We start from the raw sequence: 25212 nt of genomic DNA on the forward strand, positions 1-25212 counted from the left end.
AGAGGCTTTTCTGTTGGTCTACAAGGACTCGAACCTTGAAAGACTGCACCAAAAACAGTTGTGTTACCATTACACCATAGACCAGTTTTGTTTAACGCGAGTGCAAATTTAGTACAAATTTTATTGTACACAAATAAATACCTATAAAAATTAAAGTTAGCACATAATTCTTTTCATTTGCTGTCTGCATAAACTTGAATGTAATTCGTTAAACTGTTTAAGAAAAATTTGTTAACGCAAGTTTAGTTACGTTAAAAAAAACAGTTTCTTTGTAGCATAAAATAAAACTTTTCATTTCATAGCTCTATGATGAACTTTAACTTTAAAAAATGGAACACCATATTAGGGTGGACAGTATTTGCCATTGCTTTAATTACCTTTTCATTAACTGTTGAACCTACGATGAGCTTTTGGGATTGTGGGGAATACATCTCAACATCTGCAAAATTAGAAGTAGGTCATCCACCCGGAGCGCCATTATTTCAAATTTTGGGAGCTTTCTTTGCCATGTTTGCTACAAGTAAAGAAACAGTTGCCTTAATGGTAAATATGTTGTCTGTGTTTTCCAGTGCGTTCACTATTTTATTTATGTTTTGGTCATCCTCTATATTACTAAAAAGAATTATTTCTCAATATACAGAAATCGATAAAAACAAAGCTATTGTTATTCTTGGAAGTTCTTTTGTTGGGTCATTGGCCTTTACTTTTTCGGATAGTTTTTGGTCAAGCGCCGTTGAAGCCGAAGTATATGCTATGGCTTCACTATTTATAGCATTGCTCTTTTGGCTTGGGTTACGTTGGGAACAAGACATGCATACGCCAAGAGGTAATCGTTGGCTGCTGCTCATTTCATTGTTGGTTGGACTCTCATTTGGTGTTCACTTCATGGCATTGTTAACCATACCGGCTATTGGGTTTTTATATTTCTTTAAAAATTACAAAACGGTTACGGTTAAGAACTTTTTCTTTGCCAACATCATCATCGTTGCCGTTTTATTATTCATTTTCAAATTATTATTACCTTATACTTTGGCGTTCTTTGGAAAAATGGAAATTTTTATGGTTAATAGTTTTGGTTTGCCCTTCAACTCGGGGACAATCTTTGCTGTTTTATTGATTATTGCCTTCTTTTATTTTGGATTACATTACACGCGCAAAAAAAATCATCCGTTATACAATACAGTTTTGTTGTGTATTCTTTTTGTGCTTATTGGTTTCTCTACTTGGATGATGTTACCCATTCGTGCTAATGCTAATATAGTAATAAATGAAAACAAACCCTCGGATGCCGCCGAAGTTTTAGCATATTATAATCGGGAACAATATGGTGTAAATCCATTGTTCTACGGGCCTCAATACACAGATACTTTTGCTGGTTTAGACAAAGACGAACCTTATTTAGACAAGGCACCCAACTACGAAAGAGATTATAAAACCGGAAAGTATGTTATTGTAAACAATTATAAAAATGCGGAGCAAAATAGCGACAATTCTCAAAAAGCGATACTGCCACGACTTTGGAGTACCGATAATATCGATAATTATATGCAGTTTACAGGTGTTCCTAAAGTAGAACTTAAAAAAGATTATCCTTATGAAAGTGATTTAGCTCAATATGGCGTAAATATTGATAGTTTAAGTGAAGAACAAGTTGCTATGGCAGTGGGTCAATTAAAAGGTGAAATGCAAAAAACGGTCTCCGAATTTAAAACAGCCTATGCCCAAAAAAAAATTGATAACCAAGATTATGTTTCTTTCCTAAAAAAATATAGCGACTATATTACCGTAGAAAAGCCCTCTACATGGGATAATTTAAGTTTTATGATTGAATATCAATTTGGATACATGTATGGTCGTTATTTACTTTGGAATTTCGTTGGAAAACAAAATGATGTTCAGGGGAAATATGATAATCTTGATGGAAATTGGTTAAGTGGCATCAAATTTATTGATGAAATTCACTTGGGAAAAGGAACTCAAGAAAATCTACCTGATGATGTTAAAAACAATAAGGGAAGAAATTTATATTATTTTCTGCCATTCTTCATTGGATTAATTGGATTAATGTACCATGCCCAAAAAGATTTGAAAAGTTTTTATGTTCTTTTGGCTTTGTTTTTATTTACTAGTATTGCTCTGAAAATTTTCCTTAACGAAAGACCCTTTGAACCTCGTGAACGAGATTATGCTTTGGTGGGTTCGTTTTATGTTTTTGCTATTTGGATAGGATTTGGAGTTTATGCAATTTATGAAATTATTTTTGAACGAATAAAATCAAAGTTGGTTGGACCTTTAGTAATAGGTAGTTGTTTGCTTGCCGGACCTGTGTTAATGGCTTCTCAAAACTGGGATGATCATAGTCGTGCCAAGAAATATACAGCTATTGCTATGGCTAAAAATTATCTAGAATCTTGTGATGCCAATGCAATCCTTTATACCATTGGTGATAACGATACGTTCCCGCTTTGGTATGCTCAAGAAATTGAAGGTATTAGAACCGATATCAAAATTGTGAATACTCAATTGTTTATGACCGATTGGTATATTGATCAAATGAAATTTAAAACCTATAAATCGGACGGATTACCTATATCGTTTACACATGATGAATATGTGGGTGATAAATTAGATTATGTGGCTCATATTCAAAAAACAGAAGCTAGATGGAACATAAAAGATTTTATAAACTTCATAAAAAATCCAAAGTCTACAGTAGAAATGTCAAACGGGCAAACTATTCATTTTTATCCAACAAATAAAATTAGAATTCCAGTTGATAAAGATGCAATTATTAAAAACAAAGTGGTTAATGCAAAATACAATGATTCTATTGTTCCTTATATTGACTTGGATATCAAAGGAAACGCATTGTATAAAAATCGTTTGATGGCACTAGATGTTCTGGCTAATAATGATTGGAAACGACCTATTTATTTTACGGGAGGGAGTTTTGGCGATGATGATTATCTATGGATGAAAAATTATCTTCAACTGGATGGTTTAGTATATAAATTAGTGCCCATAAAAACTCCTATCGACAAAGATAATCCTTATGATATGGGTAGTATTGATAGCGATAAAATGTATAACATAGTGATGAAATGGAACTGGGGTAACGGCGACCTTACCACGATTTATCATGATCCCGAAACTCGTAAAAATAGTATTTCGTACAGAACTAATATGGCGCGATTGATGGAGCAATTAATCAACGAAGGCGATACAGCCAAAGCCAAAAATATTATTGATTTAACTTTGACTAAAATACCAATGGCTTATTATGGCTATTATACAATGGTAGAACCTTTTGCCAGCGGTTATTATGAGCTAGGCGAGAAAGCTAAAGCACGAGAATTATTAGATCGGTTAATGATTAAATATAAACAAAGTTTGACCTATTATTCCGGGATTCAACCTTCTATTCAAAACGGAATTGCCTCTGATATTATCACAGATATTGAACGCTACAGAAGTTTGTTAATAGTTATGAAAGACCACAACGACCTTGATTATTACAACAAAAACAAACCTGCTTTTAATGCTCTCGTAAAGAGATTTTCTCGTTTTGGCAGAGATTTAGAATAATGATTTCAACATTTAAAATGTGCTAATTTGAAGATTCATATTGGCACATTTTTTTATATTTAAACTATGAGTTTTTGGGTTAAAACAAATCGTTTTATTAAATTATATTTCCCAAATTATATTTGGGATATCCCTAACTATGAGAACAAGGTTTACTTAACTTTTGATGATGGTCCCACTCCAGAAATTACTGAATGGGTTTTAGAACAATTAAAAATACACAATGCTAAAGCCACCTTTTTTTGCATCGGGAAAAATATTGAAAAGCATCCCGTAATTTTTCAGAAAATTATTGATGACAATCACGTTATTGGCAACCATACTTTTAATCATGTAAATGGCTGGTCAACAAAAACAAATGACTATATGGTGAATACCAATCTTTGTCAATCCAAAATTTTAAATTCCGGCATCAAGCATCGGAATCAAATTCCAAAGTTGTTTCGTCCGCCTTATGGTAAAATTAAACCATCGCAATCCAAAATTTTACGAAAATTGGGCTATAAAATAATAATGTGGGATGTAATCTCTTATGATTTTGATACTGAAATATCGAATGAAGAATGTTTGAACAACGTACTTAATAATGTAAAATCAGGAAGTATTATAGTTTTTCACGACAGTGTTAAAGCAGAACAAAAACTTCGTATTGTTTTGCCTCAAACATTGACATTTTTAAAAGAAAAAGGATTTGTATTAGAAAAAATAGATTTATAACTGCTCCTGAACTAACGCAATTATAGTATTGGCATCAAGCTCTCCTGATTGTCTCCAAACCATTTGACCTTCTTTATAAATCATCAAAGTAGGAAGCCCCTTGATACGTAGTGCATCAGCCAATTCTTGATTTTTATCTACATCTATTTTTATCACTTTTGCTCTATCGCCAAGTGCTGCGGCAACATCTCTGATAACAGGATGCATAGAGACCGATGATTCGTTCCATTCTGTATAAAAATCAATTAATACGGGAACTTGTGCATTGATTAATTCTCCAAATTTTGACATAAAACCAAAACGTTTTAACTTATTTATTACAATTTAAAAAATAACTTTAAACCGCAAATGTAGCATTTTTAACTAATTATGCTACACTATTGCCTTTTTTTAGTTCAAAAACCGTTATTTCGGGCATTATGCCTACTCTTCCTGGATAAGCATGAAAACCAAAACCGCGATTCACATATACATATCTCCCAAATTCCTGATACAATCCTGCCCATTGTTTGTAAATATATTGTGCTAAACTCCATTTAAAAAAGCCAGGAATTTCGATACCAAACTGCATACCGTGTGTGTGACCCGAAAGTGTTAACTGAATATTTTTTGGATGGCGTTTAATTACATATTCCCAATGGCTTGGATCATGGCTCATCAGGACTTTAAAATCGATAGCTGATAAATTTTCGGTGGCTTTATCAATATCTCCAAATTCACCAAAATGTTTTCCCCAATTTTCAACACCTACCAATGCAATTTGATCACTTCCTATTTTTATTTTTGTGTTTTCATTTAGCATAAGTTTAAAATCAATTTGGCGATGCAAATCTTTGATGGCTGCAAAGTTTTCCGCTTTAGCTTTCTCTGATTTCCAATCTAAATAAGCGCCATAATCATGGTTTCCTAATATAGAATATTTTCCGTATTTGTATTTTTTTAAACCATTAAAAATAGCTATCCACGGATGCATCTCATCGGCTTTGGCATTTACAATATCGCCAGTAAACAAGAGCAGATCGGCTTCTTGTTCGTTAATTAAATCGATAGCGTACTTTATTTTTTCTTCGTCATCAAAACTGCCGCTATGTAAGTCTGAAATTTGTGTGACTTTAAAGCCATCAAAAGCATCGGGTAAATCAGGAAAAAATAAAGTATGATGTAGTACTTTGTAATTGTATTTGCCTACGGTCATGCCGTAAATCAAAGAAAGAAACGGCACGGCAGCTAGTCCTAGAGCTACTTGACTAACAAATTTTCTTCTGTTGGGTAAAAAACTATCTGAATTATGCCCGAGAAAATGAGTTATTATTCCAATCAAAATTCTCATAACATCTTCTAAAAGCATGACAAAAGTCAAAACAATTTTTGGTAACAAGACTAATAGTAATAATCCTAATGTAATCAAGGTCATCTTTGTTTGCCCAACACTCCTATCAAATTTCAAAAACTGATAGGTAATAAATAGTATTGCTATAACAGAAATAATGATGTAACTTATTAGAATCAATTTTGATTTTGTAGCTGTTTTTATCGCTTGAAAAGCATAAACTTCAATTATGGCAATTATGATAAAAAGCAGAATAAAGCGAAGAGTCATTTTTGTAATTTTTGACAAATTAACAAATAAAATTGTTTTAAGTTTTTGATTTTAGAGAATTTTAACTTTAGCTAAAACAAAAAAAAGACCAATGAAAATCATTGGTCTTTAATAATTAAAGTCTTGCTTGACTACTTTTTTTTACAAAAGTTAATTATTTTTTTGCTGGAGCAGCTGGAGCAGCTTCCATTTTCTTGTCAGCTTTAGCAACTTTTACTTTTTTGTCAGCTTTTTTATCAGCTTTAACTTCTTTTGCTGGAGCAGCTTTTGCTGGAGCAGTTTGAGCATTTACCATAACTGTTGTTCCTAGAACTACTGCTACTAACATCATTACTTTTTTCATAATTTTGAATTTTGAATTAATTATTTATTTTTAATGGAACAAATGTATTTTCGCTAAATGAAGATTAAATGAAGATTTTAACAGTTTTGAAGATTTAACTTTATTTTATACTATTTCTCAAATTTAAATCTCCTGCTGTAGAAAAATGGTAAGAAAGTTTTTTTTAGAATTATTGATCAAAATTTCAATCACAAAATGAAAATTTATTAATTATATAGTTGGTTTAACTTTTCTTTAGTACAGTAATTAGGAATTGTACTTCAAATGTTGTTCCAACACCTATTGTTGATGCTACTGAAATGTTAATATGATGAAACTTGGCAATGCTATCTACAATCGCTAGTCCTAATCCTTGACCTTCTTGATCAATATCAATTCGGGTGAAACGGTCAAAAATTTTGGTTTGCTGTGAAACGGTCATTCCTTTTCCGGTATCTACAATAGTTAATCTATAATATTCTCCGACAAAGGCTGTTTTTAAAGTGATTTTTCCATTATTAATATTGTACTTTATAGCATTTAATAACAAATTATAAATCATAATTCGTAACAAAGTTTTGTTTCCTAAAAAGACAAAATCTTTCTTGCATTGATTTGAAATGATAATTTGCTTTTCTTCAATTCTGTCTTCAAAATCTTCGATAATTTCTTCAATTAATCCTTTGATTGAAATTTCTTCATTATTAACAAACTGATTGTTTTCGATTTTAGAAATAAGTAATAAATTGTTAATTATTTTTTTCAGTAAATCTATAGTTCGCAACGAACTGGCAATCTTATCAATTCCTTCCTCGTTGATAGATTCATTTTGGATTAAATTTTCAAATCTATTTTTTAATAAAGCAATGGGTGATAGCAATTCGTGCGAAACATTGGCAATAAATTGTTTTTCGTTACTAAAATGTTCCTGTATTCTTTTCATCATTTGATTAAGTACTTCATCCAATTCTCTAAAATCTGTAGAGTAGGATTGAATATTGGTATAATCAAATCGTTCTGGCGCCTTCACATTCCTTATTTTTTTATTTATTATTTGATAAAAAGGTTTCAACAAATACTCCACAAAAACAGTATCAAGAAGGAAGGTAAATACTATAATGATGCTTAAAATAATTAAAATAAATAACCGAATAACGAATGTCAAATCTTGAATTTCACTTAAATTAATTCCTATTTCAAGTTGATAACTTGTGTTTTCATATTGAAAACTGTTGAATAAAATTCGGTAATCATTTTGTTCTTCTTCTATAATCCTGGATTCGTTTTTAAAAAAGGAATTGGTTTGAACATACTTTTCTTTGGATTGCGACAGTTGCAAAAACTCATTATGAAGCGTAGAAAAACTAGAAAAGGTTTCAGAAGCATCTTTTCGAGTTATAAAATCATTGATTTCTTCCTTGTCAAGATGATCAATAAATTTTTGTTTTTTTTCTAGAAGTGTTTTGTCAATGTTTTTGTAAACAACTTTTTCTATAAGTATCGGCAACGAAAACCATAACACAACTATAAGCAACAATCGTGTTAAAGCATTGAAAATAGCTAATTGGTGTTTTATTCTCATGCTAAATATTTATTCTATAACCTACGTTTCGAACCGTTTCGAACCATTCAATTTTGGTAAATTTTTCCAGTTTTTTTCTTAAGTTCCTTACATGCACATCCACAAAATTCGAATCCGAATTTAATTCTAAAATATCGCCCCAAACATGTTCTGTCAATTGTAATCTAGTAATCACTCTGTTTTTATTTAAAACCAAATATTGAAAAATATCAAATTCTTTTTTGGTTAAACTAATGGAAATATTGTCAAAAGTTAGTTTATAATCTTGTAATTGAATTTTAAAACCATGAAACTCCATTATATTGGTCACAAATCCGTTTATCCTTCTTATTACAGCATATAAACGAGCAGCAAGTTCAGTAAGAGCAAAGGGTTTTGTTAAATAATCGTCAGCTCCGAGTTCTAATCCTTTGATTTTATCATCCAATTCTCCACGTGCAGTTATGACTATAACTGCAGTTTTAGATTGTTGCTTTCGAATGTTTTTTAAAACCTGAAAACCATCTCCGTCAGGAAGTCCTAAATCCAAAAGCATAGCATCATAAGTATTCACACTCATTTCCTCAATAGCATCTTCGCAATTAGAAACCCATTTGCATAAGTAGCCGTTTTTTGTCAAGAAATCAATGATCTCTTTAGCCAATTCTTTGTAATCTTCAACAATTAAAACATTCATACATTTATTGTTAATGCCAAGTAAATATAATCAAAAAGTCGACAAATCCCTTCGCCGACTTTTATCAAAATAAATAATTTTAGCAGATAAAATTATTATTCTTTTTCAAACATTTCTAAAAAATCTCCTTCTTTATTAAAAATTGCATTGACCCATTTTCCGTTTATGGTAATTGCTATTTCGTAGGTAGTTTTATTGCTATTGGTCATCAATTTTGCTGCTTTTTTTATATTGTTTTTTGGATAATTTTTAGCCATATAGTTACTTACTCTAACTGGAATATCGGCAGTTTTTATTTCTACTTGTAATACATTAAAAAGTCCATTTGCACTATAGACCGCAGTCATATTGGTATCGTTCAAATTAAAATTGGCTTCATAGCTCAATTGATTGTTGCCATTCCCATCAAATTCTTTTCTCCAAATCGGTGTGATTTTTGGAAAATCTTTTTCAAATGCTTTTTTTACTTCTAGCGTTGGTTCAATTTTTTTGGAATTTTCTAAAAGCTGTGCATTAATTAAAAGTGAGAATAAAAAAATTGCCATAAAAAGCAAGTTTTTACCTATACCGTAAAAATTTTCAAGAAAAGATTTTCCTTGCAAGCCTATTTTTTGTACTACTAAAGTAATTGGTGATTTCATAATTCTTGCTTTTTAAATTGTTAGCTAATATACTACAAAACAAAGCTACTTTATTTTGATGAAGACCAAATGAAGAAGTAATCATTTAAAAAAGTTTAACTTTAGTTTATGATTTACCCAATACTATGTTGCAATTTACTTTTCATTATAGCAATTCACATTTGTTAATTCAGAGAAAATCTGATGAGTTTTGGCTAAATACTACGCAGCAATTTTCAAGTACTTTTACTTTTAAAGCCGATTATAAAAAATAAATTACTCTTGTTTTGATAAGTCATTCAAGGTATAAAATTTAAGATTTTTTTGTTTCATATACTTACAAATAAATTCTAAAGTTTCTATTTTTACTTGATAATTTTTGGTGACTTCATGGACTGGTTTATGACAGCATAAAATCAAAATTTTGTTGTTTTTCTTGGCATTATCTAATAATTTTACAAGATACGGAATGCTAAAATGAATATGACTGTTGTCTACATCAAAGGCGTACATAAATTTAGAATTTCTGAAATAACATCCTTCTTTTTCTGGAATATCTTCACAAAATGCTCTTCCTCGTATGATTTTAAATTTACTCGTCAGTAGGCTATCAAGTGAATCTGAGCGTTCTCCATAAGGGTAGGCAAAAGAAGAAACCTGAAACGAATGTTTTTTCATTGCGCTAATCATCGGATTAATTTCTTGTTTGATATACTCCTTCGTTCCATATTTTTTTACAAAATTTACAGCATTGTAATGATGGTATCCATGACCCGCAATTTCGTGACCATTATTCTGCAATTGATGTAATTTTTTAATTTGAGGATCTCCTATCGAATCAATTCTGCAAACACAAAATGTAGCTTTCCAAGAATACTTTTTCAGGACTTTATCAGCCTCAAACCATTCATCAACATAAGCATCGTCAAACGATAGTACCACACCTGCACTTAATGGTTTTAACTTTTTTCTCTCACATGACATTAACAATATGCATGTAGAAATCAATATAATAGTAAAAAAACTATTCCTCATAAATTGTCTTTTGTATTAAATGTCATTGCTCCCTTAAATTAAGTATTAAATCAGGTTAGGTTGAATATTTTTATAATTCGTTTTTCAAATCCTAATCGTTTAGTCAAAATTTGAATCTGTGTTTAAAGAACCAATAAATTTTGAATAATAACAATCCAAATACAACATTACGTAATAGTATTTCTTAAAATTCTTAAACAACCTACTTTTTTTTTTGAATTAAATGATTTTACAGTTCGCATAAATTTATGGTAAAACTTATAAAAATACTGTTTAAGCATTTCCGTAAACGTGTTAAAAACAAAGAAGTCGTTCAATTTATACTGAACGACTTCTAGAAATAAAATTAAGCAACAGAAATAGCGAATGCATTAAAATTTGAATTCTAATCAATTTAGCTATCTCAACAAATTAATTATTTTTTTGGTTTTGGAGCTTCCATTTTTGGAGCTTCTTCTTTTTTTGCTTCAACTTTAGCTGCTTTTTTGTGATGTTTTTTGTGTTTTGCTTTTTTTACCTCTTTAGTAACAGGCGCTTTTTCAGTTGGAGTTTGTGCATTTACCATGGCTGTAGTTCCTAAAACTAGTAAAGCCATAATGATTACTTTTTTCATAATTTCTAAATTTAAATTGTTTATAAATATTATTAATTGAAATCAAATATATAAAAATAAAATGAAGTTAAAATGAAGAAAGTTCTTCTAAATGAAAATTAACTTTATTTTATTTTTTAAAAAAGATAGACATCAAATTCCTATTTTTACAATTCTATCTAAATTTATTTATATTCCTAACCTTTTTTTTAAATTATGTCACAAAAACGCCTTTACCTTCTCGATGCTTATGCTCTAATTTTCCGAGGGTATTTTGCTTTTATAAAAAATCCAAGAATTACCTCAACAGGAAAGGATACATCAGCCATTATGGGTTTTATGAATGCATTGATGGATGTAATTAAACGCGAAAAACCTGATCATTTAGCTGTTGCTTTTGACAAAGGAGGAAGTACCTATCGCTATGAAATGTATCAGGAATATAAAGCGCATCGTGATGAAACACCCGAAGCTATAAAAATTGCTGTCCCGTACATACAAGAAATTTTGCGAGCCATGCACATTCCAATTATCGAAGTTGCAGGCTTTGAGGCCGATGATTTAATAGGAACTATTGCAAAACAAGCTGAAAAAGAAAACTATCAGGTTTTTATGGTTACACCGGATAAAGATTTTGCGCAACTGGTTTCTGAAAATATCTTTATGTATAAACCCGCTCGAATGGGTAATGACATCGAAATTTGGGGAATTCCGGAAGTGTTGAAACGATTTGAAATTGAACGTCCTGAACAAGTTATTGATTTTCTAGGAATGATGGGCGATGCTGCAGATAACATTCCAGGTTTGCCAGGGGTTGGAGAAGTTACTGCCAAGAAATTATTGAAAGAATTTGGCTCAATGGAAAATCTTTTTGCAAATACTGACCAATTAAAAGGTGCCTTGAAAGAAAAAATTGAAGCCAATAAAGAAAAAGGAATTTTGTCTAAAAAATTAGCAACTATTCTGCTTGATTGCCCTGTCACTTTTAATGAAAAAGATTATGAATTATCTAAACCTGATGTTGAAAAAACCGATGCACTTTTTATTGAATTGGAATTCCGTCAAATGAAAGCGCAGTTTGATAAATATTTTGGCACTGGAAAAGAGTATGACGGAATTAATACTAACGGTAATGAAAATAGCGTTGACCATAATCAAATTCAAAAAACTTCAAATAAAAAAACCAATGATGAACAATTTGATTTGTTTGGATTTTCTGAAGAAAGTGTTGAAGCTAAAACCAATTCACATTATGCAACATTAGAAAATACGGAACATTTTTACCAAATTATTCAAGGGGATTTACCAGTAAAGCTACTTTTGCAAAATTTAATGACCCAAACTTCTGTGTGTTTTGATACCGAAACCACAGGTATTGACTCGTTAAATGCCGAATTGGTTGGCATGTCATTTTCGTTTGAAAAAGGCAATGCCTTTTATGTCCCATTTCCAGAAAACCTAGAAGAAGCACAAGTTTTAATTGATAAGTTTAAGCCGTTTTTTAAAAGTGAAAACATCGAAAAAATTGGTCAAAACATTAAATACGACCTTAAAATTCTCTCCCATTACGGAGTTGAAATCAAAGGGAAGTTATTTGACACAATGATTGCACATTACTTGATAAATCCAGATATGCGTCACAATATGAATGTTTTATCAGAAACTTATTTGAAATATTCACCAAAATCTATTGAAGATTTAATTGGTAAAAAAGGTAAAAATCAAAAATCGATGCGTGAAGTTTCAATTGATCAAATTAAAGAATATGCTGCCGAAGATGCAGATGTTACCTATCAATTAAAACAAAATTTTAGTCCGATTCTCGACAAAGCCGAAACCAAAAAGTTATTTGATGAAATTGAAATTCCGTTAATTCCGGTTTTGGCAGCCATGGAGCTAGAAGGCATCAATTTAGACGTTCCGTTCTTAAAAGAAATGTCGGTCGGAATGGCAAAAGAAAGTGTTGCATTAGAACAAAAAATATATGAAACCGCTGGTGAGAAATTCAATTTGGCGTCGCCAAAACAACTTGGTGATATTTTATTTGACAAAATGAAAATTGGAGGAAATAAACAAAAGAAAACCAAAACTGGTCAATACGCCACTGGCGAAGAAGTTTTGAGTTATTTAGCCAATGACAATCCGATTGTAAAAGACATTCTCGACTGGCGTCAGATGGTTAAATTACAGAGCACTTATATTGATGCTTTACCCAATCAAGTTGATGCAAAAACAGGCCGTGTTCATACAGATTACATGCAAACTGTTGCAGCAACCGGTCGTTTGAGTTCCAACAATCCCAACTTGCAAAATATTCCTATTCGAACAGAAAGAGGTCGATTAATTAGAAAAGCATTTATTGCTCGTGATGAAAATTACACGTTGCTTTCTGCCGATTATTCTCAAATTGAACTCCGAATTATAGCCGCACTTTCGGGAGAAGAAAACATGATTCAGGCTTTCAAGAACAACGAAGACATTCATAAATCTACGGCCGCAAAAGTCTTCAATGTACAATTAGAAGAAGTTACCAAAGAACAACGAAGCAATGCTAAAACAGTGAATTTCGGAATTATTTATGGTGTTTCTGCATTTGGATTAAGTAATCAAACTTCGTTATCCCGTTCTGAAAGTGCCGCTTTGATTGATGCTTATTACGAAACCTATCCAAAACTGAAATCTTATATGTCAACTCAAGTAGATTTTGCCAGAGAAAATGGCTATGTTCAAACAGTTTTAGGACGAAGACGCTATTTGAAAGATATTAATTCGGCCAATATGATGGTGAAAAGTGGTGCCGAAAGAAATGCTGTGAATGCTCCCATTCAAGGTTCAGCCGCCGATATTATAAAAATAGCCATGATTAATATTCATAAGAAACTGACTGATGAAAATTGGAAGTCTAAAATGCTACTACAAGTGCATGATGAATTGGTGTTTGATGTTCACAATGCTGAATTAGAGAAAATTCAACCTATGATAAAACACGAAATGGAAAATGCTTTTATAATGGATGTTCCATTAGAGGTAGAAATAGGAATTGGAAAAAATTGGCTGGAAGCACATTAAAACAAAAAAGACAACATATTATAAATGTTGCCCTATATATAATTAAGAACTAATTATTATTCCACTATGATTTTCTTCCAAGATTTTTCAGTTGCATTAACAAGTTCTATAAGATAAACTCCTTTTTGCAGCTCACCTGTATCTACCGATGAAGTATCATTTCCTTGTTCAACTCTGACCGTTTTTACGAAGGCACCAGTTTGAGTATAAATATTAATTTGCGACAATGTAGTTTTTGTTTTTACTAAAAAATTTCCATTAGACGGGTTTGGATAAACTTGTGATGCATTTAATGAAAAATCTTCTACTCCTAACGCGGTTCTGGTCAATGTTTGTGAAGCATGCGGGTTGTTACCGTGATAACCCAAAGTTATTGAAGAACCTTCCGAAAAAATGATAGGTATTGAAGAATTATTATTCAAAAAAGTATAATCTCCAGAAGAAATTAATGATCGCGTTGCCACTACAGTTCGCGTTGAACCCGAAACTGTATCAGAAACAATAGTCCAGCTTTGTGCTCCAGCGGCATCTGGTTGCGGTTGAACATGACCTCCTGGTGGCATGTAATCTCTATCAGTTGTAGAATTCCAAATAAACATGTCCACAACGGTTGCCATTGAGTTTCCGCCAAAACCAACACCTAGCCAGGCTGTGCTTGAACCGGTTAAAGTCATGGTTACTGTGGTTGAATTAGTGTCAATTTTCAGTGTTCTTGTTGAACCCGTCAGCGGAACAGTACCCGTAGTAAATTGCGCAAATGAGAAAGCTCCAACAAAAAGGAATAAAGCAGTAAGTAATTGTTTTTTCATAATTTTTTTATTTTAATAAATTTATAATCTGTTCATTTTTTGAAAAAACCGCATATTCAAAAGCTGTTTTCCCATTTTTATCAATTTTTGTCTTGTCAACATTATTTAAAAGTAACAGTTTAATAAACTCCTCGTTTTGAAACTGAACAGCATAAATCAGCGGAGTGGTTCCATTCGAATCAGTTTCATTTAAATTTGCTTTTTTTGCAATTAATATTTTAGCAATTTCAATATTCCCTTTAACGACGGTTGCCATTAATGGTGTGCCCATATTGTTTTTTTGATTAATATCAGAACCATTGTCAATAAGTAATTTTGCTACTTCGTTATTACTTCTATAGCAAGCTAGCGTCAGCGGTGAAAATCCTTCATCATTAACGGTTTTAAAAGCATTTGGGGTTTTTTTTAAAGTTTCTTTTACTTGTTCTACTGTCCCTTTTCTGGCAATGTCAAAAACATTTAAGACTACTTGAGATAAACATAAGTTTGTTGTAAATAATGCAGTAGCAATGAGAAGTATCTTTTTCATGATTTAAAAGACAAAGGTATTTTAATTTTGTTTAAATATAATAATTTCAGGTTAAAATTAAGTAAACATAACTTTTCACATTGTTAATTTTTAAAATAATTTTCTTGTAGAGTCGCGCTGGCGCAATTCTGTATTAATAATTGTTGTAGAAAAAGCAAAATTTTCTTCTTTGTTTTCTAGCTTATCAATTAACAATTTTGCTGCAACTTCACCAATTTCAGGTCCGTGCTGACTAACTGTTGACAAACTTGGTGTCATTCGTCGAGACCAGACACCATCAGCAAAGCCTATAATTGATAAATCCTGTGGAATTTTATAACCGTTTAGAATTCCCAGTTTCATAGCTGTTACAGAGGCATGCTCATCAAGAGCAAAAACACCATCGGGTTTATTTTTTATGAAAAAACCACCAATTTTTGAATTGAATTCTTCGTTATTGTTAGTTAAAATAACTAAAGCATTTTCCACTTTTAAACCTTGGTCTTTCATGGCTTTATAAAATCCTTGCGCTCTGTATTTACCAACGCTTAAATTGTCGATAGACGAAAGCAAAGCAATTTTTTTACAACCTGTTTTAATTAAATGTTCGGTAGCATTGACCGCCGACTCAAAGTCATCAACAATTACTTTGTCGCAGTTTACTTCTTCAACTATACGATCAAACATAACAATCGGAGTTCCTTCGTTAATTATGGTAGTAAAATGATCAAACTTTTGCATTTTTTGAGATTCCTCGGCAACTGAAAGAATAAAACCATCTATAGTACCATTACTCAACATGTCTAAAGCATTAACTTCTTTATTCAAAGATTCGTTAGTAATGCAAGTAATAACCTTGTATCCTTTTTCATCTGCTACTTTTTCTATACCGCTAAAAACTTTAGCAAAAAAAGAGTTTAAAATATTCGGAATAATTACGCCAATAGTTTTAGTCCGTCTGTTTTTCAGATTTAAACCAATAACATTTGGTTTGTAATTTTTTAGTTTAGCATATTCCTGAACGCGCTTTTTTGTTGGCTCGCTTATCTCCGGACTTCCATTTAATGCTTTTGATACAGTAGAAACTGAAACTCCTAACTCTTTGGCAATTTGTTTTAATGTGGCTTTCGATTTCATTTTATCTCGGTTAAAGCGTAAAAATAGGAAAAATTATGCTGTAACATCTCAAAGAAGAATTAAAGTTATGGGTATTTCATTAAAATTAGGAGTTGATTTTGATATAAAAAACGGAAAGTTTTTATCATACAAGTCTATTGACTAAAAGGATTTTAAGCAAAAAATGATGCTTCCTGAAAATATTTAAAAAATGCTATTTGCTTTATTAATAAATAATTGTACTTTTGCGCTCCCTTTACTGGGAAAGGAATGTTTAATTAAAAAAATATTATGGACGCATTAAGCTACAAGACACAATCTGCAACCAAAGCCACTTCTGCAAAAGAGTGGATCATTGTAGATGCTGATGGTCATAACTTAGGTCGTTTTGCTTCAAAGGTCGCAATGATTCTTAGAGGTAAATACAAGCCAAGTTATACACCTCACGTCGACTGTGGAGATAACGTAATTGTTATCAACGCAGAAAAAATCAACCTAACAGGTAACAAGTTGGATGACAAAACGTACATCAGACACACAGGTTACCCAGGAGGACAAAGAACTTTGACTGCAAAGGTTTTGCAATCAAAAAACCCTGCTTTGCTAGTTGAAAAAGCAGTAAAAGGTATGTTGCCAAAAAACAAATTGGGAGCTGAACTTTTTAGAAATTTAAATGTTGTGGTAGGAAGCGAGCACAAACAAACTGCGCAAAAACCTAAAACTGTTAACCTAAACGATCTTAAGTAATGGGAATTATTCACAAAATCGGTAGAAGAAAATGTGCTGTGGCACGTGTGTATGTTCAAGAAGGAACAGGAAAAATTACTGTTAATAAAAGAGAATTCGAAAACTACTTCCCAACAGCTACTTTACAGTACAAAGTATTGCAACCAATGTCTATGACAGAAAATGCAACAAATTTTGATGTAAAAATAAATGTTCATGGTGGTGGTTCAACAGGACAAGCTGAAGCTGTGAGAATGGCAATTGCTAGAGCGATGTGTGAAGTAGAAGCTGAAAACAGAGCTATCTTGAAACCAGAAGGATTACTAACTAGAGATCCAAGAATGGTAGAACGTAAAAAATTCGGTCAGAAAAAAGCACGTAAGAGATTTCAGTTCTCTAAACGTTAATATTCTGATACCGCATCTCGTTTGTGTCTCATGGAGCGCAACCGAAATGTTATATTTACAAATTAAAAATAAAAATAACAAAGTTGTCGATATTCCTTGTAAAAATGGAATTAGTTTAGCATCGAAATGCAGTCCAAAGTCTTAAAGTCTAAAGTCTTAAAGCGAAAAAGGTGACGCATTGCTAATCAAACGGAACGTAAACTATTACACAATGGCAAACAAAATTGACGTTAAAGAATTATTAGAAGCAGGTGTTCACTTTGGACACATGACTCGCAAGTGGGATCCAAACATGGCCCCTTACATTTATATGGAGCGTAATGGAATTCACATTATCAATCTATATAAAACTGCTGCAAAAATTGAAGAGGCTAACGAAGCTATGAAAAAAATCGCAGCATCTGGTAGAAAAATACTTTTCGTAGCTACCAAAAAACAAGCTAAAGACATCGTTGCAGAAAAAGCACTAGCCTGTAACATGCCCTACATTACTGAAAGATGGCCAGGCGGAATGCTAACAAACTTTGTAACTATCCGTAAAGCTGTCAAAAAAATGGCTACTATAGATAAAATGAAGAAAGATGGCACATTCATGACGCTTTCAAAAAAAGAAAGATTACAAGTTGATCGTCTTCGTGCTAAATTAGAGAAAAATTTAGGTTCTATCTCTGATATGTCAAGACTTCCAGCTGCATTATTTGTAGTAGACATTAAAGCTGAACACATCGCCATAAAAGAAGCACAAAAATTAAACATTCCAGTTTTCGCAATGGTTGATACTAACTCTGATCCACGTGAAGTAGATTATGTTATTCCAGCTAATGATGATGCTTCAAAATCAATTGTTAAAATTTTAACTTTAGTAACCGATGCTGTAAAAGACGGATTAGCCAATAGAACCTCTGATAATGATGGTGTTTCTGATGCTGAAGTTTCGGCTGAAGCCGAAGTAAATGAAGAGGTGGTTGCTGCCATTGAAGCTCCACAAGCGGTAATAGCTCCAGAGGCTGAAGCAACTCCAGAAGTGGAAGCTGAAGTTACTGAAACCAAAACTGAAGAATAAAACAGAATAATTACGAATTATGAATCATGAATTACGAATTATTTTAACTCGTAATTTCCAATTTGTAATTCGTAATTTCATTTAAGAGAATTTTTAAACTTTAAAATAAAAAAATATGTCAACAATCACAATTACTGCTGCAGACGTAAATAAATTAAGAACACTTACAGGTGCAGGAATGATGGACTGTAAAAAAGCGCTAGTTGAAGCGGAAGGAGATTTTGATTTAGCAATTGAAAACCTTAGAAAAAAAGGACAAAAAGTAGCTGCTAACCGTTCTGACAGAGAGTCTACTGAAGGTGCTGCAATTGCAGTTGTAAATGCTGATAAAACGTCGGCAGTGGCTATTACTTTAAATTGCGAAACTGACTTTGTTGGAAAAAACGAAGGTTTCGTAAAATTGGCTACCGAACTGGCTAATCAGGCGCTACACTTTGATACCAAAGAAGCATTTTTAGCCTCTGATTTCAACGGAATTACTGTGGCTGAAAAACTAATTGAGCAAACGGGTGTTATTGGAGAAAAAATTGAAATCGCTTCTTTCGAAAGATTGTCTGGTGCTTTTGTTGGTTCTTACATCCATGCTGGAAACAAGATTGCAACATTGGTGGCACTTTCTGCTAAAGTTGATGGTGCTGATGAAGCTGCAAGAAACGTAGCCATGCAAGCAGCAGCTATGAACCCAATTGCGCTTAATGAAGCGGGTGTTGATGCTGATGTAATTGCTAAAGAAATTGAAATTGCCAAAGACTTGTTACGTCAAGAAGGAAAACCAGAAGCTATGTTAGAAAACATTTCTAAAGGTAAAATTCAGCGTTTTTATAAAGACAATACACTAGTAAACCAAGATTATATTAAGGATGGTTCGATGAGCGTTGCTGCTTATGTAAGAACTGTTGATGGTGGATTGAGTGTGACTGGTTTTAAAAGAGTTGCTCTAGGATAATTTATTCTGAACTTATTTCACTCATTCATATTATAAAATCCGATTCAAATGAATCGGATTTTATGCTAAATATTATATCAAAATCTTCTTCAACCCTTCAAGGATGCTTCTCCATAAAAGATTGTAAAAAAGACCTTTCCTGATTTCGTGCAACTTTAACATACACATCTTTTAGTTTGTCTTTGGAATTCTTTTTGACAAAAATTTTGGCTAAAAATGTCAGCACCTTGTTTTTCTTTTTAAGGTCGTTCTTCTTGTAAATAGTAAGTTTCAGATTGTCATATTTGACCTTAAATTCACCCGAAATCCCTTTATCGTTTCCTGAAAATTGAAATGCGCTTCGTCAATTGTCCCTTTAGGAGTTAAATTAAGAAAAGGTTTTGAGAAAGGAATAATTTTTTCAGCATCAAAATTCGTCAATGTTCCATTGATATTAAATCCGTCATTTTTATCCATAACATTAAGTTTCCAATTAACATCTAGTGGTACCGAGTTCATAAATTGGCACTGAATTTTTATTTTAAGATGGGCAATGCAGTTTTTTTGAATCCCCTGCAGATGTAAGTGGCAGTAAGTTTAAATGGATTAAGAATTAGTTTTGCCGCGCCAATATCAAATGATTTTTGCTCTTCATATTCAAGCATAGCGTTACGCACTTTAAGTGTATCAATCCTCAAGTCAAAATTCATATCACGAAGTTGTTTATAATAAAGATGTTGTTTACTCAAATCATCAGGTGGCTCACTTGATTTATAAATGACAGCGGCAACCTTATCTAAAGCAATAGCATTACAATAAAAGAAAAAGTCCTCTCCCTTAAAACCCCAATTCATTTTATCGCCTTTAATTGATCTGCAATTTATGGTGTACAGGTTTTGTTCCTTTGGTATTCTTGACACAAATATATGTCGTGAATATTCAGGAATTATTTTTAAACTAACAATGTTTAAGTCTGTATTTGATGCTTCAATTTTTTTCGATTTGATGTGGTAAAATTCATTGGGCTGGTAATTGATACTATCGCAATTAATCCTGTAATTTTTAAATTCAAACGGAATTTTTTTCTGTAAAATCTTGTCGGTTATCAGAATTCCATTAATTTTAAAAGTAACGTTGTATACACTTAAAACCATTTTTTTTTGACATTCATGATTTTAAATTCGCCTTGATTCAGAAAAACATCAGAAACCGTAGCGATTTTTCCAAAAGGTTCAGCGACTGAATTTCGGATGTTGTCATTGTTATTATTTTGATAAAGTGTAACTTTAGGATTATTCAACAATAATGCCTTTGGCTTTTAATTTATCGTTAAAAAGTAAATTCCATACTTTGAAATCTTTGATTTGTAAAGAACCTATTTTTGCATAAATTCCCGATTTATTTCTCGAATCCTTAAGTGCCGCTTTGGGAATAATGACAATTGCATCCGCTTTTATAGTGGTATGCAACAACGAAATGTCTATATTTTTATACGTAATGAAATAAGCAGAATCATTTTCCCTATTGATTATTTTTGGCAATTGAAATGTAATCCAAAGATTAATTCCTATGTTCAAAACGATAACTAGCAGTAGAAAAGTACAAATCCCGATAAAAACTTTCAGATACCATTTCAACACAGCTTATTTAGTTTAAGAGTGTTTTAAATTTAAGGATTATCTAATTCGAAATTTTATATCATTTTATCTTTTACTTATAAACAAAAAGCCCAAATCTCACGATTTGGGCTTTTATAATTTTATTTCTTCACCACCGGAAATCCTCTTGCTCGCATCAACGCATCGGTATTAAAATCTCGTCCCCGGAATTTTTTATAGGCAATGGCAGGGTCAACAGTGTTTCCTATACTGAATACATTATCGTATAGTTTTTTGGCAACTCCTTTATTATACAAACCGTCTTTGGTTTCTGTAAAGGCTTCGGTAGCATCTGCACTAATAGCATCCGCCCACAAATAACCATAATACCCCGACGCATAATCATCGCTAGAAAAGATGTGCCCAAACTGCGGAATACGATGACGCATCACAATTTCTTTTGGCATTTTTAAAGCCTCTAAAGTTTCTTTCTCGAATTGTTTTGGATTAATATTTGGATTTTCTAACAAGTGTAGTTTCATATCTACCAAGGCACTTGCTATAGTTTCTACTGTAGAAAACGCTTCGTTAAAGGTTGCTGCTTTGTCATTTCGTTGTACTAAACTAATAGGCATGGGTTCACCCGTTTTATAATGCAATGCGAACTGATTGAGCACTTGTGGCGTGGCTAACCAACGTTCCATAACCTGTGAAGGAAACTCTACATAATCTCTAGGTACATTGGTTCCTGACAGCGCTGGATAGGTAACATTTGAATTCAAACCATGCAATGCATGACCAAATTCATGAAACAACGTACTGGCATCTTCCCATGAAATCAATATTGGTTCACCCTCTTTTCCTTTAATAAAATTACAATTATTAGACACGATCGTGATCACATCTCCATTAACTCGGCTTTGTTCTCTGGTCGCATTCATCCAGGCACCAGATTTTTTTCCTTTACGTGCGTAAGGATCAAAATACCAGACACCAACTATTTTACCAGTAATTTTATTAGAAACTTCCCAAACTCTCACATCTGGATGAAAAACAGGAACGTTGGTAACTTGTTTGAAACCCAAATGAAAAATTTCTCCCGCAACCCAAAACATTCCTTCACGCAATTTTTCAAGTTGCAAATATGGTTTTAAATCGTTTTGGTCTAAATCGTATTTTGCTTTTCTAACTTTTTCTGAATAATAACGATAATCCCAAGCGGCAATTTTGAAATTACCGCCTTCAGCAATTACCATTTTTTGCATATCGGCAACATCTGCATTTACTTTTTCGATTGCTGGCATCCAGACGGACATCATTAAATCTATCGTTTTTTGAGGTTTTTGAGCCATGGTATTTGACAAACTCCAATCAGCAAAGGTTTTAAATCCTAATAGTTTTGCTTTCTCTGCACGCAGTTTAAGGATTTGCACCAAGGTAACGTTGTTGTTATTTGCATTATCATTGTCGCCACGACTGGTAAAAATTTTAAACGCTTTTTCTCTTAACTCTCTACGGTTAGAAAATGTTAAAAACGGCTCAATAGATGATCGGGTGTTGGCTATGCAGCCCATTGCGTTAAGTTTTCGTTCTTTGGCATCAGACATTGCCGCATTTTTTAACTCGGTTGGCAAACCATCAAAGTCGGCTTCGGTTTTTAATTCCAAATAATAATTGCTTTCGTCAGCCAATTGATTCTGGCTAAACTTGGTAAACAAACCCGCCAATTCTTCATTTATTTTTGCTATCCTGGTTTTGCTTTTTGCATCTGCTTTAGCACCTTCACGAACAAAATTAGAATAATACAACCAAACCAATCGTTGTTGTTCGCCTGTCAGTTTTTTTAGTTCTGGTGCAGCGTATACTTTAGAAATTCTGGCAAATAACTTTGCATTTTGGTAGTATTTATTATTGAGTTCTGAAAATTTTGGGGTCATTTCTGACTCAATAGGTTCAAATTCGGGGCTGTTCATATTGGAACTGTAAATTCCAAAAACAGCAAATACCCTGTTGAATGTTTTGCCTATTTTCTCTAAAGCAACAATGGTATTGACAAAAGTTGCGGGTTTTGGATTGTTGGCAATTTTGTTTATTTCATCCAACTTTTCTTGAATGGCGATTTCAATGGCAGGTTTTAAATCTTTTAATTTGTAATCTGCAAAAGCAGGTACGCCACCATAAGGTCCAGCCCAATTTTTTAAAAAAGGATTCGTTTCGTTTTGCGCATTTACCATACCAATTGGGGCAATCATAATCAAGGTTAAAATTATTTTTTTCATGAGTTATTTTATTATACATTTCAAAAGTAATGAAAAATCAATTCATGGCTATCAATTGAAAATCATTACCTATAATTTGATAAATTTGAGAAAAAAGAAATGCCATGTTTCAAACTAGAAAAGACATTGTTTATGTTGTACTTGCTGGAATATTCATCACTAATGCTGTCGTCGCAGAACTCATTGGCGGAAAACTTATAGATGTTGGTCCTGCTGTTATGAGTATCGGAATTTTGCCTTGGCCCATTGTATTTGTATCAACCGATTTAATCAATGAATATTTTGGACAAAAAGGCGTTCGCAAACTCTCGATACTCACAGCTTGTTTGATTGCTTATACTTTTATCGTATTGTTTTTTGCGATGAAAATTCCATCAACGGGTATTAGTACCGTTTCGACAAAGCAATTTAATGCGGTTTTTGGACAAAGCCAATTAATAATTATAGGAAGCATTGTCGCTTTTTTGGTTTCACAATTGATAGATGTGAGCATTTTTCATTATTTTAAACGAAAAACAGGTGAAAAAAAGATTTGGTTACGAAGTACAGGATCAACAGTGATTTCGCAGTTGTTTGATAGTTTTATTGTTCTTGGAATTGCATTTTGGATACCTGGCATTATGGATACTAAAACCTTTTTCCTTTCGGCAATGACAGGTTATACAGTAAAATTGTGCATTGCGGTTTTGATGACTCCAATGATTTATATTGGTCATAATTTAATTGATAAGTACATTACCAAAGATGGAAAATAAATCTCGCTGCGTATGGTGCGAAAAAGACGATTTGTACCGAAATTATCACGATAACGAATGGGGAAATCCCTTATACGAGGATGATAAACTATTTGAATTTTTAGTGCTAGAAACTTTTCAAGCGGGATTAAGTTGGTACACTATTTTAAAAAAAAGAGCTAATTTCAGAAAGGCATTTGATTATTTCGATTATAAAAAAATAGCATGTTACGACGAAGACAAAGTGCAAGAGTTGTTACAAGATGCAGGTATTATCAGAAATCAATTAAAGATTAGAGGAACTATCTGCAATGCTATTGCTTTTATGAAAGTGCAAGAAGAGTTTGGTAGTTTTTCAAAATACATTTGGAATTTCACCGACGGAAAACCCATAATCAACTGTCCAAAAAGTATGAAAGATATTCCAACATCTACTCCACTTTCGGACGCGTTGAGCATAGCTTTAAAAAAAAGAGGCTTCAAATTTGTAGGCTCGACGGTGGTTTATGCGCACATGCAAGCAACAGGGATGGTCAATGATCACGTAGAAGGCTGTTGGAAGAGAGATTAATTTCTTCTGATTTTAAAACTTTCATGAATAGTTCTCTTGAAATTTCAATGGCACCCAATTTTTCAAGATGGTCATTGTGTACTTGGCAATCCAAGAGTTTATAATTGTTTTCTTTTAAATAATTTACAAGCCATACAAAACCCATTTTACTGGCATTGGGCACTTTTGAAAACATACTTTCACCACAAAAAACATGACCCAAATCTACGCCATACAAACCGCCAACCAATTCGCTATTTTGCCCTACTTCTACAGATTTAGCAATCCCCATTTCATGAAGTTGGGTGTACGAATGCATTATGGCATTTGAAATCCATGTGCCCTCTTGACCGCTTCGTTCTATTTGCTGGCAATTAGTAATTACGTCTTTGAAATTTTGATTGAATGTAACCTCAAATTTATTTTGATTGATTAGATTTCGAATACTTTTTGAAACTTTATAAATACTCGGAACAATAACCATTCGCTCTGGTGGTGCCCACCACAAAATAGGTTCGTCCTCATTAAACCATGGAAAAATTCCATTTTGATACGCCAACAGCAATCGCTCTATTGACAAATCACCACCAATGGCAAGAACGCCCTCGTAAGAAGCTTCATCTACAGGTGGAAAGTAAACATCTTTGGATAGAAAATACATTGCAAGAGTGTCAAATGGCAAAAGTCTTAAAGTCGAAT

Annotated in this window: 26 protein-coding genes and 1 tRNA gene; 9 read left to right on the forward strand and 18 right to left on the reverse strand. The window is 32.6% G+C overall.

Annotated features, from left to right (window positions below; translation table 11 throughout):
- Positions 1 to 13: 13 nt before the first annotated feature.
- A tRNA-Gln gene (locus Q0Q96_RS02060) sits at positions 14 to 84 on the reverse strand.
- Between the two features lie 222 nt (positions 85 to 306).
- Here Q0Q96_RS02060 and Q0Q96_RS02065 point away from each other — a divergent pair.
- Both Q0Q96_RS02065 and Q0Q96_RS02070 read left to right on the forward strand, forming a co-directional pair.
- Complete coding sequence (locus Q0Q96_RS02065; RefSeq protein WP_293871143.1) at positions 307 to 3585, forward strand: DUF2723 domain-containing protein; 3279 nt, start codon at positions 307 to 309, stop codon at positions 3583 to 3585.
- Between the two features lie 66 nt (positions 3586 to 3651).
- Positions 3652 to 4302, forward strand: a complete 651-nt coding sequence (locus Q0Q96_RS02070; RefSeq protein WP_293871146.1) for a polysaccharide deacetylase family protein — start codon at positions 3652 to 3654, stop codon at positions 4300 to 4302.
- On the opposite strand, the gene Q0Q96_RS02075 is transcribed toward Q0Q96_RS02070, so the two are convergent.
- The 8 genes from Q0Q96_RS02075 to Q0Q96_RS02110 form a co-directional block, all read right to left on the reverse strand.
- A complete protein-coding gene (locus Q0Q96_RS02075; protein ID WP_293871149.1) occupies positions 4297 to 4593 on the reverse strand; it encodes a thioredoxin family protein in 297 nt (98 codons plus the stop codon). The genes Q0Q96_RS02070 and Q0Q96_RS02075 overlap by 6 nt on opposite strands.
- A 76-nt stretch (positions 4594 to 4669) precedes the next feature.
- Positions 4670 to 5902 (reverse strand): metallophosphoesterase, encoded by a 1233-nt coding sequence (locus Q0Q96_RS02080; RefSeq protein ID WP_293871151.1) that lies wholly within the window; start codon positions 5900 to 5902, stop codon positions 4670 to 4672.
- A 154-nt stretch (positions 5903 to 6056) separates the two neighbouring features.
- Positions 6057 to 6245, reverse strand: coding sequence for a hypothetical protein (locus Q0Q96_RS02085; RefSeq protein ID WP_293871153.1), 189 nt, complete (start codon positions 6243 to 6245; stop codon positions 6057 to 6059).
- A 223-nt stretch (positions 6246 to 6468) separates the two neighbouring features.
- The gene (locus Q0Q96_RS02090; RefSeq protein ID WP_293871155.1) at positions 6469 to 7806 is read right to left on the reverse strand and encodes a HAMP domain-containing sensor histidine kinase; all 1338 of its coding nucleotides are present in this window, start codon (positions 7804 to 7806) and stop codon (positions 6469 to 6471) included.
- 1 nt (position 7807) lies between these two features.
- On the reverse strand, positions 7808 to 8482 hold the full coding sequence (locus tag Q0Q96_RS02095; RefSeq protein ID WP_293871158.1) for a response regulator transcription factor: 675 nt from the start codon (positions 8480 to 8482) through the stop codon (positions 7808 to 7810).
- Positions 8483 to 8577: 95 nt separating this feature from the next.
- The gene (locus Q0Q96_RS02100) at positions 8578 to 9123 is read right to left on the reverse strand and encodes a hypothetical protein (RefSeq protein WP_293871161.1); all 546 of its coding nucleotides are present in this window, start codon (positions 9121 to 9123) and stop codon (positions 8578 to 8580) included.
- Positions 9124 to 9378: 255 nt separating this feature from the next.
- Complete coding sequence (locus Q0Q96_RS02105; RefSeq protein ID WP_293871163.1) at positions 9379 to 10086, reverse strand: polysaccharide deacetylase family protein; 708 nt, start codon at positions 10084 to 10086, stop codon at positions 9379 to 9381.
- A gap of 466 nt (positions 10087 to 10552) precedes the next feature.
- Positions 10553 to 10750 (reverse strand): hypothetical protein, encoded by a 198-nt coding sequence (locus Q0Q96_RS02110; RefSeq protein ID WP_293871166.1) that lies wholly within the window; start codon positions 10748 to 10750, stop codon positions 10553 to 10555.
- A gap of 192 nt (positions 10751 to 10942) precedes the next feature.
- On the opposite strand from Q0Q96_RS02110, the gene polA reads away from it, so the two are divergent.
- Complete coding sequence (gene polA, locus Q0Q96_RS02115; RefSeq protein WP_293871204.1) at positions 10943 to 13798, forward strand: DNA polymerase I; 2856 nt, start codon at positions 10943 to 10945, stop codon at positions 13796 to 13798.
- 56 nt (positions 13799 to 13854) lie between these two features.
- Here the strand turns inward: polA and Q0Q96_RS02120 are convergent, their stop codons facing one another.
- The 3 genes from Q0Q96_RS02120 to Q0Q96_RS02130 all read right to left on the reverse strand — a co-directional run bounded on the left by Q0Q96_RS02120 (position 13855) and on the right by Q0Q96_RS02130 (position 16252).
- Complete coding sequence (locus Q0Q96_RS02120; protein WP_293871169.1) at positions 13855 to 14607, reverse strand: T9SS type A sorting domain-containing protein; 753 nt, start codon at positions 14605 to 14607, stop codon at positions 13855 to 13857.
- Between the two features lie 7 nt (positions 14608 to 14614).
- A complete protein-coding gene (locus Q0Q96_RS02125) occupies positions 14615 to 15136 on the reverse strand; it encodes an ankyrin repeat domain-containing protein (RefSeq protein WP_293871172.1) in 522 nt (173 codons plus the stop codon).
- Between the two features lie 90 nt (positions 15137 to 15226).
- Complete coding sequence (locus Q0Q96_RS02130; RefSeq protein WP_293871175.1) at positions 15227 to 16252, reverse strand: LacI family DNA-binding transcriptional regulator; 1026 nt, start codon at positions 16250 to 16252, stop codon at positions 15227 to 15229.
- A gap of 270 nt (positions 16253 to 16522) precedes the next feature.
- On the opposite strand from Q0Q96_RS02130, the gene rplM reads away from it, so the two are divergent.
- From rplM to tsf, 4 genes are all read left to right on the forward strand, one after another.
- The gene (gene rplM, locus Q0Q96_RS02135; RefSeq protein ID WP_293871178.1) at positions 16523 to 16978 is read left to right on the forward strand and encodes a 50S ribosomal protein L13; all 456 of its coding nucleotides are present in this window, start codon (positions 16523 to 16525) and stop codon (positions 16976 to 16978) included.
- The gene (rpsI, locus tag Q0Q96_RS02140; RefSeq protein WP_293871180.1) at positions 16978 to 17364 is read left to right on the forward strand and encodes a 30S ribosomal protein S9; all 387 of its coding nucleotides are present in this window, start codon (positions 16978 to 16980) and stop codon (positions 17362 to 17364) included. Before rplM ends, rpsI begins: the two co-directional genes overlap by 1 nt.
- Positions 17365 to 17575: 211 nt before the next feature.
- The gene (rpsB, locus tag Q0Q96_RS02145) at positions 17576 to 18427 is read left to right on the forward strand and encodes a 30S ribosomal protein S2 (protein WP_293871183.1); all 852 of its coding nucleotides are present in this window, start codon (positions 17576 to 17578) and stop codon (positions 18425 to 18427) included.
- Between the two features lie 115 nt (positions 18428 to 18542).
- The gene (gene tsf, locus Q0Q96_RS02150) at positions 18543 to 19373 is read left to right on the forward strand and encodes a translation elongation factor Ts (protein ID WP_293871186.1); all 831 of its coding nucleotides are present in this window, start codon (positions 18543 to 18545) and stop codon (positions 19371 to 19373) included.
- Between the two features lie 270 nt (positions 19374 to 19643).
- Here tsf and Q0Q96_RS02155 read toward each other — a convergent pair whose 3' ends face one another.
- The 5 genes from Q0Q96_RS02155 to Q0Q96_RS02175 all read right to left on the reverse strand — a co-directional run bounded on the left by Q0Q96_RS02155 (position 19644) and on the right by Q0Q96_RS02175 (position 23229).
- On the reverse strand, positions 19644 to 19871 hold the full coding sequence (locus Q0Q96_RS02155; protein ID WP_293871189.1) for a hypothetical protein: 228 nt from the start codon (positions 19869 to 19871) through the stop codon (positions 19644 to 19646).
- Positions 19872 to 19888: 17 nt separating this feature from the next.
- Positions 19889 to 20506: a hypothetical protein gene (locus Q0Q96_RS02160; RefSeq protein ID WP_293871192.1), complete on the reverse strand. Its 618-nt coding sequence runs from the start codon at positions 20504 to 20506 to the stop codon at positions 19889 to 19891.
- Complete coding sequence (locus Q0Q96_RS02165) at positions 20497 to 20652, reverse strand: hypothetical protein (RefSeq protein ID WP_293871194.1); 156 nt, start codon at positions 20650 to 20652, stop codon at positions 20497 to 20499. Before Q0Q96_RS02165 ends, Q0Q96_RS02160 begins: the two co-directional genes overlap by 10 nt.
- Positions 20645 to 20989, reverse strand: a complete 345-nt coding sequence (locus Q0Q96_RS02170; protein ID WP_293871196.1) for a hypothetical protein — start codon at positions 20987 to 20989, stop codon at positions 20645 to 20647. The genes Q0Q96_RS02165 and Q0Q96_RS02170 overlap by 8 nt, the downstream gene beginning before the upstream one ends.
- A gap of 122 nt (positions 20990 to 21111) precedes the next feature.
- Positions 21112 to 23229, reverse strand: a complete 2118-nt coding sequence (locus Q0Q96_RS02175; RefSeq protein WP_293871198.1) for a M3 family metallopeptidase — start codon at positions 23227 to 23229, stop codon at positions 21112 to 21114.
- Between the two features lie 104 nt (positions 23230 to 23333).
- Here Q0Q96_RS02175 and Q0Q96_RS02180 point away from each other — a divergent pair, with 104 nt between their 5' ends.
- Positions 23334 to 23984, forward strand: coding sequence for a queuosine precursor transporter (locus Q0Q96_RS02180; RefSeq protein ID WP_293871200.1), 651 nt, complete (start codon positions 23334 to 23336; stop codon positions 23982 to 23984).
- Positions 23974 to 24534 (forward strand): DNA-3-methyladenine glycosylase I, encoded by a 561-nt coding sequence (locus tag Q0Q96_RS02185; protein ID WP_293871202.1) that lies wholly within the window; start codon positions 23974 to 23976, stop codon positions 24532 to 24534. The genes Q0Q96_RS02180 and Q0Q96_RS02185 overlap by 11 nt, the downstream gene beginning before the upstream one ends.
- On the opposite strand, the gene aat is transcribed toward Q0Q96_RS02185, so the two are convergent.
- Positions 24497 to 25174 carry a leucyl/phenylalanyl-tRNA--protein transferase gene (gene aat / locus Q0Q96_RS02190; RefSeq protein ID WP_293871206.1) on the reverse strand — a complete coding sequence of 226 codons (678 nt, stop codon included), beginning with the start codon at positions 25172 to 25174 and terminating at the stop codon, positions 24497 to 24499. The genes Q0Q96_RS02185 and aat overlap by 38 nt on opposite strands.
- Positions 25175 to 25212: the final 38 nt, after the last annotated feature.

It is taken from the genome of Flavobacterium sp., assembly GCF_025352015.1.
GTDB lineage: Bacteria > Bacteroidota > Bacteroidia > Flavobacteriales > Flavobacteriaceae > Flavobacterium.